The organism is Halobellus inordinatus, assembly GCF_024464655.1.
GTDB classification, from domain to species: Archaea; Halobacteriota; Halobacteria; order Halobacteriales; family Haloferacaceae; genus Haloquadratum; species Haloquadratum inordinatus.
Genome location: NZ_JANHAV010000001.1, coordinates 133073 through 150345, shown reverse-complemented (window position 1 = coordinate 150345; position 17273 = coordinate 133073). Strand labels below are relative to the sequence as shown.

General features: G+C 65.3%; 18 protein-coding genes and 2 tRNA genes. 12 read left to right on the top strand and 8 right to left on the bottom strand.

Features of this window, described 5'->3' with window-relative positions; translation table 11 throughout:
• Positions 1-72: 72 nt before the first annotated feature.
• Both NO347_RS00720 and NO347_RS00715 read right to left on the bottom strand, forming a co-directional pair.
• Positions 73-1500: a D-aminoacyl-tRNA deacylase gene (locus NO347_RS00720; RefSeq protein WP_256287823.1), complete on the bottom strand. Its 1428-nt coding sequence runs from the start codon at positions 1498-1500 to the stop codon at positions 73-75.
• 66 nt (positions 1501-1566) lie between these two features.
• Positions 1567-2889, bottom strand: coding sequence for a sodium:calcium antiporter (locus NO347_RS00715; protein WP_256287822.1), 1323 nt, complete (start codon positions 2887-2889; stop codon positions 1567-1569).
• Positions 2890-3112: 223 nt separating this feature from the next.
• Here NO347_RS00715 and NO347_RS00710 point away from each other — a divergent pair, with 223 nt between their 5' ends.
• Complete coding sequence (locus tag NO347_RS00710) at positions 3113-3919, top strand: shikimate dehydrogenase (protein WP_256287821.1); 807 nt, start codon at positions 3113-3115, stop codon at positions 3917-3919.
• A gap of 49 nt (positions 3920-3968) precedes the next feature.
• Here the strand turns inward: NO347_RS00710 and NO347_RS00705 are convergent, their stop codons facing one another.
• The 3 genes from NO347_RS00705 to NO347_RS00695 form a co-directional block, all read right to left on the bottom strand.
• Entirely contained in the window at positions 3969-5912 is a 1944-nt protein-coding gene (locus tag NO347_RS00705; RefSeq protein WP_256287820.1) for an ABC transporter ATP-binding protein, read from the bottom strand.
• Between the two features lie 60 nt (positions 5913-5972).
• A complete protein-coding gene (locus tag NO347_RS00700; protein WP_256287819.1) occupies positions 5973-6242 on the bottom strand; it encodes a DUF7538 family protein in 270 nt (89 codons plus the stop codon).
• A gap of 67 nt (positions 6243-6309) precedes the next feature.
• Complete coding sequence (locus tag NO347_RS00695) at positions 6310-6831, bottom strand: DUF192 domain-containing protein (RefSeq protein WP_256287818.1); 522 nt, start codon at positions 6829-6831, stop codon at positions 6310-6312.
• Between the two features lie 92 nt (positions 6832-6923).
• On the opposite strand from NO347_RS00695, the gene NO347_RS00690 reads away from it, so the two are divergent.
• Positions 6924-6997, top strand: a tRNA-Val gene (locus NO347_RS00690).
• A 390-nt stretch (positions 6998-7387) separates the two neighbouring features.
• Positions 7388-7461: transfer RNA gene (locus tag NO347_RS00685), tRNA-Phe, on the top strand.
• Between the two features lie 192 nt (positions 7462-7653).
• On the opposite strand, the gene NO347_RS00680 is transcribed toward NO347_RS00685, so the two are convergent.
• Positions 7654-8079 carry a universal stress protein gene (locus NO347_RS00680; protein WP_256287817.1) on the bottom strand — a complete coding sequence of 142 codons (426 nt, stop codon included), beginning with the start codon at positions 8077-8079 and terminating at the stop codon, positions 7654-7656.
• Between the two features lie 94 nt (positions 8080-8173).
• Here NO347_RS00680 and NO347_RS00675 point away from each other — a divergent pair, with 94 nt between their 5' ends.
• Positions 8174-8335, top strand: a complete 162-nt coding sequence (locus NO347_RS00675) for a hypothetical protein (RefSeq protein ID WP_256287816.1) — start codon at positions 8174-8176, stop codon at positions 8333-8335.
• Between the two features lie 22 nt (positions 8336-8357).
• On the opposite strand, the gene NO347_RS00670 is transcribed toward NO347_RS00675, so the two are convergent.
• Positions 8358-9275 carry a hypothetical protein gene (locus tag NO347_RS00670; RefSeq protein ID WP_256287815.1) on the bottom strand — a complete coding sequence of 306 codons (918 nt, stop codon included), beginning with the start codon at positions 9273-9275 and terminating at the stop codon, positions 8358-8360.
• 422 nt (positions 9276-9697) lie between these two features.
• Here NO347_RS00670 and NO347_RS00665 point away from each other — a divergent pair, with 422 nt between their 5' ends.
• The 6 genes from NO347_RS00665 to NO347_RS00640 all read left to right on the top strand — a co-directional run bounded on the left by NO347_RS00665 (position 9698) and on the right by NO347_RS00640 (position 13989).
• Positions 9698-9892, top strand: coding sequence for a cold-shock protein (locus tag NO347_RS00665; RefSeq protein ID WP_121568930.1), 195 nt, complete (start codon positions 9698-9700; stop codon positions 9890-9892).
• A 227-nt stretch (positions 9893-10119) separates the two neighbouring features.
• Positions 10120-10944, top strand: coding sequence for an aldo/keto reductase (locus tag NO347_RS00660; protein WP_425492339.1), 825 nt, complete (start codon positions 10120-10122; stop codon positions 10942-10944).
• Positions 10945-10972: 28 nt separating this feature from the next.
• A complete protein-coding gene (locus NO347_RS00655; RefSeq protein WP_256287813.1) occupies positions 10973-11440 on the top strand; it encodes a VanZ family protein in 468 nt (155 codons plus the stop codon).
• Between the two features lie 141 nt (positions 11441-11581).
• The gene (gene nucS, locus NO347_RS00650) at positions 11582-12400 is read left to right on the top strand and encodes an endonuclease NucS (RefSeq protein ID WP_256287812.1); all 819 of its coding nucleotides are present in this window, start codon (positions 11582-11584) and stop codon (positions 12398-12400) included.
• Positions 12401-12502: 102 nt separating this feature from the next.
• A complete protein-coding gene (locus NO347_RS00645) occupies positions 12503-13033 on the top strand; it encodes a 50S ribosomal protein L16 (protein ID WP_256287811.1) in 531 nt (176 codons plus the stop codon).
• Between the two features lie 95 nt (positions 13034-13128).
• Positions 13129-13989: an ATP-grasp domain-containing protein gene (locus NO347_RS00640; RefSeq protein ID WP_256287810.1), complete on the top strand. Its 861-nt coding sequence runs from the start codon at positions 13129-13131 to the stop codon at positions 13987-13989.
• Between the two features lie 133 nt (positions 13990-14122).
• Here the strand turns inward: NO347_RS00640 and NO347_RS00635 are convergent, their stop codons facing one another.
• Entirely contained in the window at positions 14123-14488 is a 366-nt protein-coding gene (locus NO347_RS00635) for an Hsp20/alpha crystallin family protein (protein WP_121568935.1), read from the bottom strand.
• Positions 14489-14850: 362 nt separating this feature from the next.
• On the opposite strand from NO347_RS00635, the gene gap reads away from it, so the two are divergent.
• Both gap and NO347_RS00625 read left to right on the top strand, forming a co-directional pair.
• Entirely contained in the window at positions 14851-15897 is a 1047-nt protein-coding gene (gene gap, locus NO347_RS00630; RefSeq protein WP_256287809.1) for a type I glyceraldehyde-3-phosphate dehydrogenase, read from the top strand.
• Positions 15898-15999: 102 nt separating this feature from the next.
• Complete coding sequence (locus tag NO347_RS00625; protein WP_256287808.1) at positions 16000-17223, top strand: phosphoglycerate kinase; 1224 nt, start codon at positions 16000-16002, stop codon at positions 17221-17223.
• Positions 17224-17273 lie beyond the last annotated feature (50 nt).

The following is a 17273-nucleotide window of genomic DNA, read 5'->3' as shown; positions in this document are numbered from 1 at the left end:
CAGATCGACTGCTATCGACGCCCGAATCGGTCCGGAGTCGGCGGCCGTACGACTCCGAATGCGACGCACAGACTACGGCGAGTTCGTCGGCCGGGGCGCGCTGCCGACCGGGAACGTTACGGTCTCCTCGGCGTGGACCTCCGCGGGCGTGACCTCGCGTCCGTCGACCTCCACGGTCTCGCCCGCGGACAGTCGGCCGAAGGCCGGCCCCTCCGGGACGCCCAACTCGGCTGCCGCCGCCGGGTCGAACGTCTCTCGCGTCGCGACGACGCGGCCGTCCTCCCTCCGGACCTCGTCGTACTTCGATTCGAGGATGGACGCGAGCGCGTCAGCGAGCGCGTCGAGAGCGCTGACGTCGCCGACAGCGGCATTCCCCTGGGGTTTCGTCCCGCCTTCGACCGTCTCGAAGGCGAGGAGCGTGGCGCTTGCGGCCTCCATCGTCGCCGCCTGGTCGATGCCCGAGGCCTCCGCGAGGAGGTCGTCGGGGAGCGAGACGACGTCGAAGGCGTCGCGGTCGGCCACGTCGTCGGTGGCGTCTTTCGCCGGGGTCCCGAGCCGAAGTCCGGCGTCGATCGGCGAGAGCGCTGCTTCGATGGTTTCGACGAGGTCGAGGTCGACGTCGGTCGTGACGCGGAGCCACGTCTCGCCGACGACGCGGTAGCCGAGGTCGTCGATGACGGCTTCGAGTTCGGGATCGTCGGCGGCGACGAGCGCGCGTGTCGCCGCCGACTGCTCGAACGCCTGGTCGACGACCGCCGCGTTCGCCTCGGGTGCGCCCATCGACTGGAGGACCCAGTCGGCACCGATGTGGCCGATCGCCCAGTCCGTCTCGCGGAGGACCCGTTCGAACTGGGGTGCGTAGTGGCCACCGCCGAATCCGACGATCTGTCGCGGTTCGTGGCCCGAGTCGGCGCCGCCGGTCGGGGCAGCGTCGACGGACCGCGTTGCGTCCGGAGCCGTCCCCGAAAGCGAAAGCACTGCGCGGGCGACGGCCGCGGCACCCTCGGGGTCGTCCCACTCGGTCTCGCTGCTGCCGAGTTCCACGAACAGGGAAGGGGCGCCGACGTCGCTCGGGCCGTGGTGCGTGCACTCGATGCCGACGTCGTAGCCCTCGGGCGCGTGGCGGTCGAACGCCTCGACGACCGCTCGCTGGACGTTCGGACACGTGCGAGCCAGCTCGCCCGGTTCACCGCCGTGTTCGGCCGGCCCGAAGTTCCCCGTGAAGTGCGCTGTCAGGAGCGGGCCGGTATCACCCGAGTGCCGCGAGAGAAAGGCGACGAAAGCGGGCTGTTCCGAAAAGGCGGCCGCGACGCCGTCGAGTTCGAGGTGCCAGGCGTCGAACTCCCGGAGCTCGAAGTCCTCGTAGCGGTAGTACGTCCCACCACCGTCGGCGTCGCTGCGCGCGGTGTCCTCGCGCGTCTCCCACTCGACGAGCGAGCGGAGTGCCTCGCCGATCGCGACCGAGGCGGAGTCGGCGCGGCTGACGACCAGTCCGATCACGACCGGGAGTGGTCGCCGCTCGGTATAAAAACTCTCGGAGCGGCGGGAAGGCGGACGCTTCGTCGCTCAGTCCGCGCGCTCCGGTTCCGGCATCGGCGTCCCGCGGATGTTGGCGACGGTGAGTTTGGCGAGTCGCTGGAGGTCACGCCGACGGCTGGCGAGGAGTCCGGCGGCGAGCACGACGTAGACGACCGAGTACGCCAAGAGCAGGTAGATAGAGTACGTCTCCGCGAGCGCTTCCGGATAGACTCGGATGAGCGCGAACTCGATGACGACCTGCGAGACGAACAGGACGAGAAGCGTCACCGCCTCGCGGACGCTGATGCGGAAATTCACGAGGACCGCGAGCGCGAAGAAGCTCTGTGCGGCGGTGAGCCAGATTTCGGCCGCCTGCTTGAACTCGAACGGCAAGACGCCGTAGGAGCCGAGCGAGATGCTGTAGACGACCGAAAGCGTCCCGATCAGGAGCGTCCACTGATTCAGCTTCGAGGAGATGAGCGCGTTGAACGCCGCCGTCGCCCGCGCCTTGTTCACGAGGTAGGCGGTCACGATGAGTTCGGGGCTCTCAGACGCCAGCGGCGCGATCCACTGGATCATAAAGAACTCCGGGATACCGTACTGCAGTCCCAATCGCTCCAGTCCGTGCGCGAACGGTTCGACCGCTGTGAGGATCAGGAAGCCGGAGTAGACGAACAGCGTGAGGACGATGGGGACGCGGACCTTCCGGGGATACGACTGGAAGTACGCCGGCACGCCGACCTGTTCGTCGTGGTCGTCGACGTCACCGCGGACGATGATCGCGATGTAGGTGACGTAGAGACCGACGAGGACGACCGTGTCGACGATGTCGATACCGCCGCTGAGCGGGACGAAGAAGGCGAAGATCGTAGCCAAAAAGAGGAAGAGAATCTCCGTCGAGATGCTCGGATCGAGTTTCACGGCGTCGCGGAGCGTGCCCTCGCGGTTGACGACGCTCCCATCGTCACGGCCGCTGGCGGTCGCTTTGTAGATCGAGAACAGCGCGATCCCGGACCAGCCGAGACCGATGAGGATGCGGTTCGCGCCGGTCATATTGGCGACCGCGAGGTTCGCCTTCGCCGGGTCGGTCGCCGCCTGCCAGGCGTACAGCGCGTCGACGGCGTACTCGGGGGCGACGGCGAGAACGGCGAGAACGGCCAGTGCGAACGCCCGCGGCACGTCTTTCTCAGCCGTCTCAGCCCCCCACGCAAGGAGGAAGGACGCCCCGAGGACGGCGAGGCCGCTGACGCCGACGATCGAGAGCGGCGCGAAGCCGTCGGCCAGTCCCGTCGCCCACGCGACGACCCACGGGAGCGTCAACACGACGCCCCCGGCGACGGCGGTGAGCGGGTGGCGTAAGCGCGAAGTCATCACTCAAAGTGGCCGCTTGCCCCGCCTATCTCTTGCGGTTCATACTGTCGGACAGAACGATGTGAAAAGTATCGGCATCCCGTGGGTGCCAACATCATTCACGAACTTCTGTCCGACAGTATCAGTGATAGCGACAGCGTGAGCGCGGCCGCGACGCCGCCGGAGACGCGCGAGACTGGCCGCCGAGCGACCATTTAATTCGATCGCGTGGCGACGCGTGGGTATGGATGTATACGGACTCTTGGGGAATCCGGTCGAGCACTCGCTGTCGCCGCCGATGCACGAGGCTGCCTACGAGGCGCTCGGGATCGACGCGCGCTACGTCACCTTCGAACCCGACCGCGACGCCGCTGCGGAGGCCGTCGCGGCCGCGGAGACGCTCGGAATCGCGGGGTTGAACGTCACGATCCCGTTCAAGCAGGACGTCCTCGACGCGGTCGAATCGGACGACGTCGCCCGCCGCGTCGGCGCGGTAAACACGATCGCCTTCTCCGACGAGACGCCGCAGGGGTACAACACGGACGTCGCGGGCGTCGAACGCTCGTTCGCGCACCACGGCGTCGCCATCGACGGTCGCGACGCGGTCGTCGTCGGCGCGGGCGGGGCCGGCCGGGCCGCGTCGTTTGCGCTCGCGGACGCCGGGGCGTCGGTCCACATCGCGAACCGGACGGTCGAGAGCGCGGAGTCGCTCGCGGCCGACGTGCCCGGCGCGACGGCGGGCGGCCTCGACACACTCGACCGCGTCGCCGACGCCGACCTCCTCGTCAACGCGACGAGCGTTGGGATGGAGCCCGACGTGGACGAGACCCCCGTTCCGGCCGACCATCTCCACGCTGACCTCGCCGTGCTCGACGCGGTCTACGCGCCGATCGAGACGCGATTGCTCCGGGAAGCCGCCGAGGTGGGCGCGACGACCATCGACGGCGCGTGGATGCTCCTGTTCCAGGGCGTCGAGGCGTTCGAGCGCTGGACCGGGCGCGACGCGCCGGTCGACGCGATGAACGAGGCGCTGCGGGCCGAGTTGGAGTAAGTATCGAGGTACTGGCAGGGACGAGAGAGGGCGAGAGCGAGAGGTTGACTCAGTCGTCGGCGTCGCTCTCGACGCTCGTTCGCGAGGCGCGGCGGCTGGCGCGCTCGACGAACTCCTCGGGCAGTTCGTCGATCTCGCCGGCCTGGACGCCCCAGAGGTGCGCGTAGAGGTCGTCGTTCGCAAGCAGCTCCTCGTGGTCGCCGCGTTCGGCGATACGGCCGTCTTCGAGGACGACGATCTGGTCGGCGTCCTTGATCGTCGAGAGCCGGTGCGCGATGCTGAACGTCGTTCGGTGCTCGGTCAGGCGGTCGAGCGACCGCTGGATGAGCATTTCTGTCTCGGTATCGACGTCCGAAGTCGCCTCGTCGAGTACGAGGATCTCGGGATCGCGGAGGACGGCGCGAGCGATCGAGAGCCGCTGGCGCTGGCCGCCCGAGAGCTTCACGCCGCGCTCGCCGATCTCGGTGTCGTAGCCATCGGGGAGGTTCTGGATGAAGTCGTGCGCTTCGGCGGCCTTCGCGGCCGCGACGACCTCCTCGTGGGTCGCGCCGAACGTCCCATAGCGGATGTTCTCTTCGACGGTGCCGTAGAACATAAACGTCTCCTGGCTGACGTAGCCGATAGAGCGCCGGAGGCTCGGGATCGTGACGTCGCGGATGTCGGTCCCGTCGATCGAGATCGATCCCTCGTCGACGTCGTACATCCGGAGGAGCAGTTTGAGCACGGTCGACTTGCCGGCCCCGGTCGGACCGACTAACGCGAGCGTCTCGCCGCCGTCGACGCTGAACGAGATGTCTTCGACGATCGCCTCCTCGTCGCCGTAACCGAAGGTGACGTCGTCGTAGACGACGCGACCCTCGTCGACGACGAGGTCCTCGGCGTTCGGGTCTTCCGCGATCTGGGATGGCTCGTCCATCAGGCCAAAGATCCGGGCGGCGGAGGCGTACGCACGCTGGTACATATTGATGATCTGGCCGAACTGCGCCATCGGCCAAATGAAGCGCTGGGTGAAGAGGATGAAGCCGACGAACTCGCCGGGCGTGAGTTCCCCGGTGAAAAACAGCGGCGCGCTGCCGGTCTGGCGGTAGGTGAGCACCCAGGCGCCCCCGAGGAGGAACGTGAGGACGAAGCCGACGCCCGAGAGAATCCGGAGGCTGGGGAAGAACTTGATCCGCGTGCGGATCGCCCCCCAGTTGGCGTCGAAGTAGTCCTGGGAGACGTCGTCGACGCGGTCGGACTCGAAGTCCTCCGTGTTCGCGGACTTGATGACCTGGATTCCGCCGAGGTTGTTCTCAAGTCGGGAGTTGAGTTGCCCGACCGACGAGCGCACGTCGGCGTACTGCGGCTGGATCGTCTGGACGAAGCGGTAGGTGAAGTAGCCGATCAGCGGGACGACGGTCAGCGTGATTGCCGCCAGTTGCCAGTTCCAGTACAGCAGGATCGCCGCGATGCCGAGGACCATCACGCCGAGGCGGAACGCCGAGTTCATCCCGTCGTTGAGGAAGCGCTCTAAGCGATTGACGTCGTTCGAGAGGATCGACATCATCTCGCCGGTCTGCTTGTCGGCGAAGAAGTCCATATTCAGCCGCTGCATCTTGTCGTAGGTGTCGGTCCGGATCGCGTGCTGGATATGTTGGGCGAAGGCGTTCCAGCCCCAGTTGCGCGTCCAGTGGAACGCCGCGCCGCCGAAGAAGGCGACGGCGATCAGCCCCGCAGAGAGATAGAGTTGCTCGGCGGACGTCGCCGGCAGCCACGCGTCGGGGACGAGCCACAGCGAGAACGGCCGCTCGTCGAAGAAGATGGAGTCGACGGCGACCGCGAGGAGGATCGGCGGCAGGAGATCGAGCACTCGCGCGACGACGCTGGATGTCAGCCCGACGGCGAACGCAAACGCGTTCTCGCGGCCGTACTCGGCGAAGAGTCGGCGCATCGGGTTCTCCGCGCGCTCGCGCTGGCGCTCGAAGGGATCGTCTTCGTCCGCGAGGGAGTCCATCATCGCGTCTCAGGGCTCGTCGGTACTAAAGGGTTGGATCGTAGCGGTATTCGAGGAGGCTCACAGGGACCGGCGTTCGACGTCGGGATCGATCCCTGCCGCTTCGAGGTTCTCGCGAACGCGCCTCCGGAGTGGATCGGGAACCGTCTCCCGGCCGACGGGGACGGCGGTCTCGCCGTCGCCCTTCACCTTCCAGTAGAGGACGCACTCGGAGGGTTCGTAGAACTCGATACTGTAGTGGTCGTCGGCGCCGCGGTAGTGAACGCGCGCAGCGTAGCCTTCGGCCTGCCAGCCGTCGAGGGAATCGAGGCCGTCGAGCGAGCCGTCCATACGAACCCTGACGGGCGCGGTCACCCTCGGCCTTTCGTTCCGGGCCGGTGCGTCGACGACGGGAGTGCTACCCGTCTGCCGGCCCCCAGCGTCCCGCGACTCGAATCCGATCGCCCGGCTCGATACCGTGTTCTGTGGTGTAGTTGTACGGCACTTCCAGCACGTACTTGCCCCGGCCGCGGTAGCGCGTCAGGTCCGAGCCGGAGGTGCCCTCGGGCGGGAGTTCGGCGTGGTGGATGGTCGTGATCGTCCCGTTAGCGTCGACGAAGGCGATGTCGAGCGGGAAAGCCATCTCACGCATCACGTAGGCGTGCTGTTCGTCGGCGTCGTGGACGAAGAGCATCCCCTCGTTCGGGCCGAGCGAGTTGGTGTCGCTGAGTCCGGTGTAACGCTTCTGCCCCGTGTCGGCGACGCGGACGTTCACCGACGCGAGCGTCTCGCCGGTCGCGTCGTCGACGACAGTGACTGTCGTCCGCTCGTACTCGCCGGTCGGAAGCAGCCCGGGGTTCATCGCGACGGCGACGATGCCGAGCGCGAGGAGGGCAGCGAGCGCGAGCACGACGGTACCGAGCGTCGACCGATCGACCATACGCTGCGATTCGAGCGAGTCGGCGTAAGGATTCCGTCGTTGGGATTGGAAACCGTTCATCTTATACACGTGTGCAGACTCGTGTCGCCTACGGGCTCGTGGTCTAGCTGGTTATGACGCTTCCCTTACAAGGAAGAGGCCGGTGGTTCGAATCCGCCCGAGCCCATACGAGTGCCCGAGCGTAGGGAGGGCCGAGTCTGTTCCGAGCGGTGGATTCTGAACCAGGGAGCGAACGCAGTGAGCGACCGAGGTTCGAATCCGCCCGAGCCCACTAATTCTGTGCGAGCGACAGCGAGCACGAATTCGTGAACCGAGGAAGGAATCGAACTCAGAGAGTCGCAGCGTCGAGCGGAGCGAGGCGACCGCCTCTCGATTAGTTCGAATCCGCCCGAGCCCATCAGATTTTGTGACGGCAGCGACGACGAGTCCGAATGCCGTTACAGAGGTGGTGGGTTCGATGCAGGAAACGGTGCAGTCGGGCAATCGAATCGACCGACACCGGCGGCGCGACAATCCGAAACCCTTTTTTATATACTCGGCCTCGATCGAAGTGCGCGCCGCCTTAGCTCAGACTGGGAGAGCACTCGACTGAAGATCGAGCTGTCCCCGGTTCAAATCCGGGAGGCGGCATTTTCCTGCGACCGAAGGGAGCAGTGAAAATGTTCCCAACCGCGATTTGAACCAGACGAGTCGCGCACGGCGAACGAAGTGAGCGAGCACGTCTCGGCGAGGTTCACAATCCGGGAGGCGGCATCCAGTTTCTACACGGTTCCCATTCGAGTAGCTTCCGCACTCGACTGAAGGTCGAGCTGTCCGACAGTATCAGACGAGCAGGAGCGGCTCGTCGAGCTGACGGGCGACCTCGTGGGCGATGTGACCCAGATGGGCCGCTTCGTAACCGCTCTCACCGTGCGTGCCGAGGACGACCAGTTCGATCCCGTGGGTGTCGACGTATTCGAGTATCTTTTCGTGGGGCGTTCCTCGGTCGACGTGAGTCTCGACGTAATCCACGGAGGAGTCGTACGCCTGCGCTTCGAGGTCGGCGACGATTCGTTGGCCTTCGTCCTCGAGGTCGTCGAGCATCGTTTCGATCTCCGCCTCCGGTTTATCCGCAGAGAACTGCTCGGAATCAGCCACGTAGAGCAGGTGTAGGTCCGCGTTGAACAGGGCAGCCAACTCGATCGCTCGTTCGACGGCGTTCTCGGCGCCGTCGCTGCCGTCGGTGGGGGCGAGAATCGTCTCGTACATAACTAGCGTTTCTCCGCCTAGATAGTAGTTTGTTGGGGTGTAACACGTTGACAATGCCCGCGATATTATGTGTATCCGCACTGAACGTACGGCTATGGCACCCGACGTCGAAGCGGAGAGCGACCTGCCGGCCAGCCTCGAGGAACTGTTGGACCAACACGAACCCGAGACGATAGCGGCGATTCGCGACTACTGTGATCAGTTGCTCGAAGCGTACGACATCGAAGAGGACCTGGACGAACGGACCTACGGGTAGCCGGCTGGAGAGCCGAGAACGACTAGGTGTAGCTGTCGATGAGCGCGGATACCTCGTCGATGTAGTCCTCGCGGACGCGTCTGTTCGACATCTCCTGGACGTGCGTCGACGTCTGATCGATACCCGGGCTCGTTCCGAGTGGTCGATCGACGAGGTCGTACTGTGAAATCAGTTCGACCGTTCCCTCGACTGCTTCGAGATTGTCGATGATCGCGTCGATCGCCTGCCTCACCTCGGTCCGGTCGGCAAAGTCGGGGCACCGCGTCATCCACCCACGATCGCCGCCGTGTTCGTAGGCGGCCCACACGTCGGCCTCGAAAAAGCTCGTTTCGCCCCGGTGTTCGATGTTCGAGGTGGCGTCGTCCTGTACGTAGATGGCGTACTCGGGCGCTTCCTGGTCGAGTCCGAAGATAGAGAAGAAGTCGTCCCACTCGGTCGGCAGGTCGTCGAGTTGGCCAGTCAACGCGACGTCCCACACCTGATTGCGGGCGTTCGTCCGCTCTGCGCGCCACGAATCGAAGCGGCCTTCGTCGACGAAGACGGGGATCGAATTTCGGCCGATCCCCTCGTACAGCCCCGCGTAGTAGACGCCCTCCATCGGCTCCAGTCGAACGACCGGTTGCCCGGAACTGATGCTGACGAGCGCGTCGATACTGGTCGGTGCGTCTGTCGAGAGGGCGTCTCTGAACTCGAAGTGTCGCTGCTTGATGAGTCGTGGATCCCCGAAAATCATCGGGGCGTACAGAGACAGCGTCCCCTCGACTGTGACGTACGACCCAGTGTCGAGCGTGTCTCGGCGATGGGCGCTCCAGAACTCCTTGACCCCGCCGATTTCGTCGACGCCCCCGTCTGGCACGATGGACTTTCGCTGGTGGTAGGCACTCGCGGCGTTGACACCAAGCGTCAACGCACCGAGCGTCGCCGAGATCGGATCGACCATATCGTACCCTCCAAACGACACTACTTAACAGTCATCGATCCCGACATCGGGCGTCGGTGCTCCGAGGACTCATAGTGATTACTCTCACTGTGTACCGCCGAGCGCCACTCTCGGTGGCGATGGTCGGCGGTAAGAGACGAGAGTAATCATTATCACACGTGCTGAGGGCTGCGATTTTTTCCGGACTTGTCCGGGGGGCGAGGACGACGGACCACTATAGTAGCTTTGCAACTGATTGCGCACCCGATCACACGCTGTCGGGCAATCGGGTGCGTGAAGACGTGCAAATGCTACTATAGACAGAGACGAGAGCCAGCAACACCGGGCGGCCGCGAGTCCAGTTCTGGAGGCTCTCGGTCACACGGCGTGGTACCACGAGTCGCACAACAGTTATACATCGGCGGGGATTCGGTACGGTCGCAATGGCAAACGGCACTGTCGACTTCTTCAACGACACAGGCGGTTACGGCTTCATTTCCACCGAGGACGCGGACGAGGACGTCTTCTTCCACATGGAAGACATCGGCGGCCCGGACCTCGAAGAGGGTCAGGAACTCGAGTTCGAGATCGAGCAGGCCGACAAGGGCCCGCGCGCGAAGAACGTCGAGCGTCTGTAAGAAGTCGACGTACCACATACGTAGCGGACGGAGGCTGGCGGTCGAGCGGGCAGCTGATTCCGGTTCGGTTGCGGCAGTTCTCTGAAAAATCCTTCTTTCGGCACCGCGATCCCAGAGTTGCGACGCCGTCTCCGAGCCCACGATGAGATCGGGAGCCGATCGGTTCCGACCCCCACAATAGCCGACACGTTCTCGGCGACGGCGGTCAAAGCAGGCGTATGGTCGAGATGGAGTACGTCGAGGCGTACGGCGCGCGCGTCCCGAAGGTGGGACTCGGGACGTGGCAGCTCACGGGCGAGGAGTGCTACGAGACGGTGTCAACCGCGCTTGATGTGGGCTACCGGCACATCGACACCGCGCAGTTGTACGACAACGAGACGGAGGTGGGCCGCGCGATCGCCGACGCCGACGTCGATCGCGAGGACCTGTTTCTGACCACGAAGGTCTCGCCGCGAAACGCCGGCTACGACGGCGTAATCCGATCGACGAAAGAGAGCCTGGAACGACTGGACACGCCCTACGTCGATCTGCTTTTGTTGCACTGGCCGAATCCGCTCGTCTCGGTGGGTGAGACGATGCGTGCGATGGATCGGCTCGTCGAGCAAGGGCTCGTCTACAACATCGGCGTCAGTAACTTCCCGAAGGTCTTCTTGGAGCGCGCACGCGAGGCTGCGGAGACGCCGATCGTAACGAATCAGGTCCAGTTTCACCCTTACAAGCCCCAGCGGCGAATGCTCGGCTACTGCCAGCGAGAAGAGATATTCCTCACCGGTTACAGCCCGCTCGCCCGCGGCACTGCACTCGGAGACGATGACGTCCAGCGGCTCGCCGAAGCGTACGACAAGACGCCCGCCCAGATCGTTCTCCGGTGGGCCATCCAGCACCGCGACGTCGTCGTGATTCCGAAAGCCTCCGGCGAAGCCCACCTCCGCGAGAACCTCGAACTCTTCGACTTCAAACTCACCCGCTCGGAGGTCGAAGAGCTCACCAAGTCGTCGCTGCTCAGATCCGGGAAGGCGATGCTCGATGGGATGCTGAGCGAACTCCGCTGATGGCTGCTCGCGGACGCACCCCGAATCGATGACCGACGCCGACGACCGCGGGCGCGACCACCCCTCTCGATCCCGACGCAGAGCGGGGAGCGTCGCTGCCGCGTGGACACTCATCGTCGTGCTCGCGTCGGTCGTCGACCCGGCAGCGATACTCGGCCCGGCCGCCGGCGGGGCCCCAGCGCAGGACATCGGGACCACGGCGGCAGTCGGGATGGACGTCTACACCGTCGCACACCTCGTCGCCTACGGTGTCCTCGCGTGGCTCGTGGGGGTGTGGTTCGACTCCGGCTCGGCCGACTCGAACGCTGTCCGCACTGCACTCGTCGCGGTCGGCGTCGCAGCGGCTGTCGGCTTTGGTGTTGAGGTCCTGCAGATCCCGGTGGCTGCGCGGGCGGGGAGTACGGCTGACGCCGTCGTGAACGTCGTCGGCGCAGTAACGGGCGTCACGACGCGTGCGACCGTCCGGACGGTCATACTGTCGGACAGAACTATGTGAAAAGTATCTGCGCCCCGTGGGTGCCAACATACTTCACGAGCTTCTGTCCGACAGTATCAGGACCGCGCGAGATGGCGCGCGCCGGGGTCGGTGACAGCGGGGACGCGCGGTTTTTATTCACAGAGCCGAAACGGGATGGAGATGTCGGTCACGACGCTGCACCGCCCGACGCACCGCGACGCGCTCGGACTCTTAGAGACGGCGTTCGGCGGCGGGCGGCTGGTGACCGTGTTCGGCCGATGTACCGTCGAGTACGACGGGCGAGCGTCGTCCAGCCTCGGCCCCGGCGATCGACTCATTATCTGCAAGCCCGACGGCACGATCCTCGTGCACACCGACGAGAAGCGCAAGCCGGTGAACTGGCAACCGCCGGGCTGTACTCATCGGGTGAGCGTCCGTGAGGGCCGGCTCAGAATCCGGAGCGAACGCTCCGCTCCCGAGGAGCGCCTCGACGTCGATTTCGAGCGGATCGAACAGGTCTCGGCGTACGAAGTGACCGATCGGAGCGATCTGACGTTGACCGGGAGCGAAGAGGACCTCCGACAGCGGATTCTCGACGATCCCGCGTTGATCGAACCGGGATTCGTTCCGGTCGCCACCGAGCGCGAGACGACAGCGGGGCCGGTGGACGTCTTCGGTGCCGACGCCGACGACCGGCCGGTCGTCGTGGAGTTGAAACGGCGGCGCGTCGGTCCCTCAGCAGCGAGCCAACTGCAGCGATACGTAGACGCACTCGACGAGGAGTTCCCCGGCGAATACGTGCGCGGCATCCTGGTTGCCCCCTCCGTGACCGACCGGGCGGCCGCACTCCTCGAAGAGCGGGGCCTGGGGTTCGTCGCGCTGGACCCGGTCGGAGAAGATGGCGACGGCAGTGGGAGTGATAGCAATCGGAGCGGCGGCAGTGGGGGCGACGACAGCGAGAGCGACGACAGCGAGAGCGGCACCGTCGACGGCGCATAGGGGCCAAGGAGTCCCCGCGTGCAGACCCAGTGACCACGGGATCGGCGGCGAACAGTTCGAAGCGCTTTTAGGTCGTCTGGGCGTCGTTCCGCACAAGTAACTATGTCCGACAAACCCGCCTCCATGTACCGGGAACTGTCGAAGCCGTCCTACACGCGGCGAGAGTACATCACGGGCATTCCCGGCTCGAAGATCGCACAGCACAATATGGGTAACCTCCAGACCGGTCCCGAGGACTACCCGATCCAGATCAGCCTCCGCATCGAAGAGGAGTGTCAGATTCGCCACGGCTCGCTCGAATCCGCGCGCCTGTCGGCGAACCGCGTGATGCTCAAAGAGGTCGGACAGGAGAACTACAAGATGGTCCTCCGGAAGTTCCCCCACCAGGTCCTGCGTGAGAACAAGCAGGCGACCGGGGCGGGTGCGGACCGTGTCTCAGACGGAATGCGTCAGGCCTTCGGCAAGCCCGTCGGCACCGCCGCGCGCATCCAGCGCAACGAGCGCGTCTTCACCATCTACTGCAACCCCGAGGACGCCGAGGTTGCGAAGGACGCGCTCCGCCGCGCGTACAACAAGATGTCGCCGCCGTGCCGCGTCGACGTCGAGAAGGGCGAGAAGCTCCTGGTCTCCTAGAGCCGCCGGGCACGCTGGGACCCGAGCGCCACGCCGCGACGACTTCGCACCGCGAACCGGCCGCTTTTTGCGCTGTCGCTTCCACGCAGTAGTCGATGCTTCGACTCGCCGTGACGACGTCCTCGGAGACGTTCGAGCGGATGCACGACCCGCTGGCCGCCCGCGACATCGCCGTCGAGCACCTGCAGGCGAAAGAGCGGGTCGTCGATCTCACGACGCCACCGACCCGTCACTTCGACGTCGGGTTCGTGTATCCCAGTCGGCTGATGGAGGGCGGCGTCGTGGACGGGCGCCACGCGATTCCGTGGGTGAACGACCGGGACGCGGTCGTCACCTCGCGGAACAAAGCGGGCGTGATCGCCGCGCTCTCCCGTGCTGGCGTGTCCGTCCCGGAGACGCGCCTCGTCTCGAATCCCGTCAGCGACGAGGACGTCGCCGCGGCCGTCGCCGACATCGACTTTCCCATCGTCGTCAAGCCGAACTCCGCGACCCGGGGCGTCGGCGTCGCGAAAGCCACCGATCTCGACTCCCTTTTGGGCATCGTCGACTACCTGAATCTCGTCCACGACTACCGCGCGACGGGCGATCAGTCCTATCTCCTGCAGGAGTACCTGCCGAACGCGCGCGATTACCGCATAATGGTCGTCGACGGGACCGTCGTCGGGGGCGTCGAACGCAAACTTTCGGACGACGCGCGCGACGCCGGGCGCTGGAAGCACAACGTCCACCGCGGGGCGACGGCGACAGCGGTCGACGTTCCTGACGACCTCCGATCGCTCGCCGCCGACGTCGCCGCCGAACTCGACATCGACTACCTCGGCGTCGACGTGCTAGTCTCGGACGGCCGGGCTGTCGTCTCGGAGACGAACGCGCGGCCGACCATCGACGACGAAAAGTACGCGGACAGCTTCTGGGACCGACTCGCAGCGCTGATCCGGCGGACAGCGGGCGAGTGATCGGTTCGGGTCGAGTCGAGGACGTACCTGCGGTGTCAGTATCCAGAGCGGTCACGTCGCTCGCGTAAGTGGTTCCGAAAGAGTCCAGTGGGAGTACGGCCGAGCAGCGTTCAGCGGCGTGGCGAAAGCGCCCTCAGTCGAGGTCGATCGAGGCCGAGTCGTCGACCTTCTGCAGCGTGACCTGGAGGATACCGTTGTTGAACGACGCGCTCGCGCTGTGTTCGTCGACGCGAGTCGGCAGGCGGATGCGTTCGTCGTACTCGCGACGGTCGCCGGCAGCGGAGATCGTGAGCACTTCGCCGTCGCACTTCAGTTCGATGGCGTCCTTCGTGACGCCCGGGAGGTCGGCGACGAGTCGAAGCTCCTCGCCCTCGTCGTAGATGTCGACGTGGGTCTCGGAAGCGAACCCGGTGGCATCGTTGCCGGTCATTTCGTCCATCATCCGTTCGATCCCCTCGAAGAAGTCGTCGAACGGGTCGTCGCGGTCGTCTCTCATCACCCCCTGCTAGGTCGGTTTCGATGAAAAGCCTTCTCCCCCCGGCGGGATCGGCCGGACGACAGAGTCTAGGCAGGCCGTGCGGTGGTTTCCCGAAACGCTCCGCCGCAAAGTGAGACACAGATGAGAGAATCGGGAGCGGCACGGGCAGACGAAAGCAGTACCTGCCCCCGGGAAGAATGAGACGTAGATTTCTGAACGTTTTTGATCCGCAGTGAGTACGAACGACGAAACCACCCACTGTTCGCCAGTAAGACCGACCCACGAAACGGTCGTACGAGACGCCGAGACCCGTTCTGGTGCCCGTCTTAGCCGCAAACTCGATGACACCGGGATTCAAGTAGGACGGAATAGTAAACTCGGATATGAGTGAACAATCGGATATGGACGCAGACGTGGACGACGGCGACGCCGTTCGAGTCGCGCTGAACGGCTTCGGTCGGATCGGTCGCAACGTACTCCGGGCCGTCCGAGACGACCCGCGAGTCGAACTCGTCGGCATCAACGACGTAATGGATTTCGAGGATATGGCGTATCTCGCGAAGTACGACACGGTGATGGGCCGCCTCGACGACGTCGCGCTCGACGGCGACTCGCTCGTCGTCGGCGACACGTCGGTCCCGCTGTACAACGTCCAGAATCCGACCGAACTGCCGTGGGGTGAACTCGACGTCGACGTCACGCTGGAGTGTACCGGCATCTTCCGGACGAAAGACGACGCCGCCGCGCATCTAGAGGCCGGCGCGGATAAGGTCATCATCTCCGCGCCGCCGAAGGGCGACAAGCCGGTCAAGCAACTCGTGTACGGCGTCAACCACCACGAGTACGACGGCGAGGACGTCGTCTCGAACGCCTCCTGTACGACGAACTCCGTCAGCCCCGTCGCGAAAGTGCTCGACGAGGAGTTCGGCATCGAGAGCGGTCTCCTGACGACCGTCCACGCCTACACCGGCAGCCAGAACCTCGTCGACGGCCCGATGTCGAAGACGCGCCGCGGCCGCGCCGCCGCCGAGAACATCGTCCCCACCTCGACCGGGGCGGCGCAGGCGACGACCGAGATTCTGCCCCAACTCGAAGGCAAACTCGACGGGATGGCGATCCGCGTGCCGGTCCCGAACGGCTCGATCACCGAACTGGTCGTCTCCCTCGAGGCGACACCCTCCGTCGAGGAACTCAACGACGCCTTCCGCGACGCCGCCGACTCCGGGCCGCTGGCAGGCGTCCTTGGGTACACCGACGACGAGGTCGTCTCCTCGGACATCCAGGGTCTGCCCTTTTCCTCGACGGTCGACCTCCAGTCGACGAACCAGGTCAACGGCGGCGGCCTCTACAAGATCCTGACGTGGTACGACAACGAGTACGGCTTCTCCAACCGGATGCTCGACGTGGCCCACTACGTCACGCACGGCTGATCGGCAGACGGTTTTTCTACTGTCGTGGTAACAGACCACACACCGGACTCGCATCCGAACACGACTAAGTAACACCATTCCGAGCACACGGGACAGAGAGCGATGTCCACCCCCACAGCCACGTTCAAAACGCTCGACGACCTCGAATCCGACCAGCGCGTGCTCGTCCGCCTCGATCTGAACTCTCCCATCGAAGACGGCGAGCCGCAGGACAACCGCCGCTTCGAGCGCCACGCCGAGACGGTGCGAGAGCTCGCGGACGCGGGGCACCGCGTCGTCCTGCTGGCGCACCAGGGGCGACCCGGCCGCGACGACTTCGTTTCGCTGGCCGGCCACGCCGACATCCTCGCCTCGCACGTCGGCCGCGACGTCGGCTTCGTCGCCGACACCTACGGCGACGATGCTATCGACGCTATCGAGGCGCTCGAACCCGGCGAGATTCTCCTCTTAGAGAACACGCGGATGTGCGACGACGAACTCCCTGAGGAGGACCCCGAGGTCAAAGCCGAGACCGAGTTCGTCCAGTCGCTCGCGCCGCACTTCGACGCGTACGTGAACGACGCGTACTCGGCGGCGCACCGCTCGCACGCCTCGCTCGTCGGCTTCCCGCAGGTCCTGCCCGCCTACGCCGGGCGCGTGATGCAGACCGAGTACGAGGCCAACACCGCCATCGCCGAAAAGGAGTTCGACGGGCAGGTGACGATGGCCGTCGGCGGCACGAAGGCGACGGACGTCATCGACGTGATGAACAACCTCGGCGAGAAGGTCGACGACTTCCTGCTCGGCGGCATCGCGGGCGAGCTGTTCCTCCGCGCCGCGGGCCACCCGGTCGGCTTCGATCTCGATCCCGAACAGGATCTCTACGACACCCAGTGGGAGCAGAACCACGAACTCGTCGAGGAGATGCTCGCAGAGCGCGGCGAGCAGATCACGCTGGCGACCGACCTGGCCTACGAGGCCGAGGGCGAGCGCGCGGAGGTCGACGTCGACGAGATCGAGGAGAAAGACGTCTCGTTCCTCGACGTCGGCACCGACACCGCCGAGGGGTACGCGGATGTCGTCCGCGACTCCGAGGCCGTCTTCGTGAAGGGCGCACTGGGCGTCTTCGAGGACGAGCGCTTCTCAGTCGGCACTGTGACCGTACTCGAAGCTATCGCCGAGACCGACTGTTTCTCCGTCGTCGGCGGCGGCGACACCTCCCGCGCGATCGGGATGTACGGGATGGACGAAGCCGACTTCGACCACGTCTCGATCGCCGGCGGCGCGTACATCCGCGCGCTGACCGGCCAGCCGCTTGCGGGCGTCGAGGCGCTGAAAGAGCAGTAACGTCGCGAGCGATGACCGAATCGCGAGCGACGCCCCCGTCGAAGCGCTGA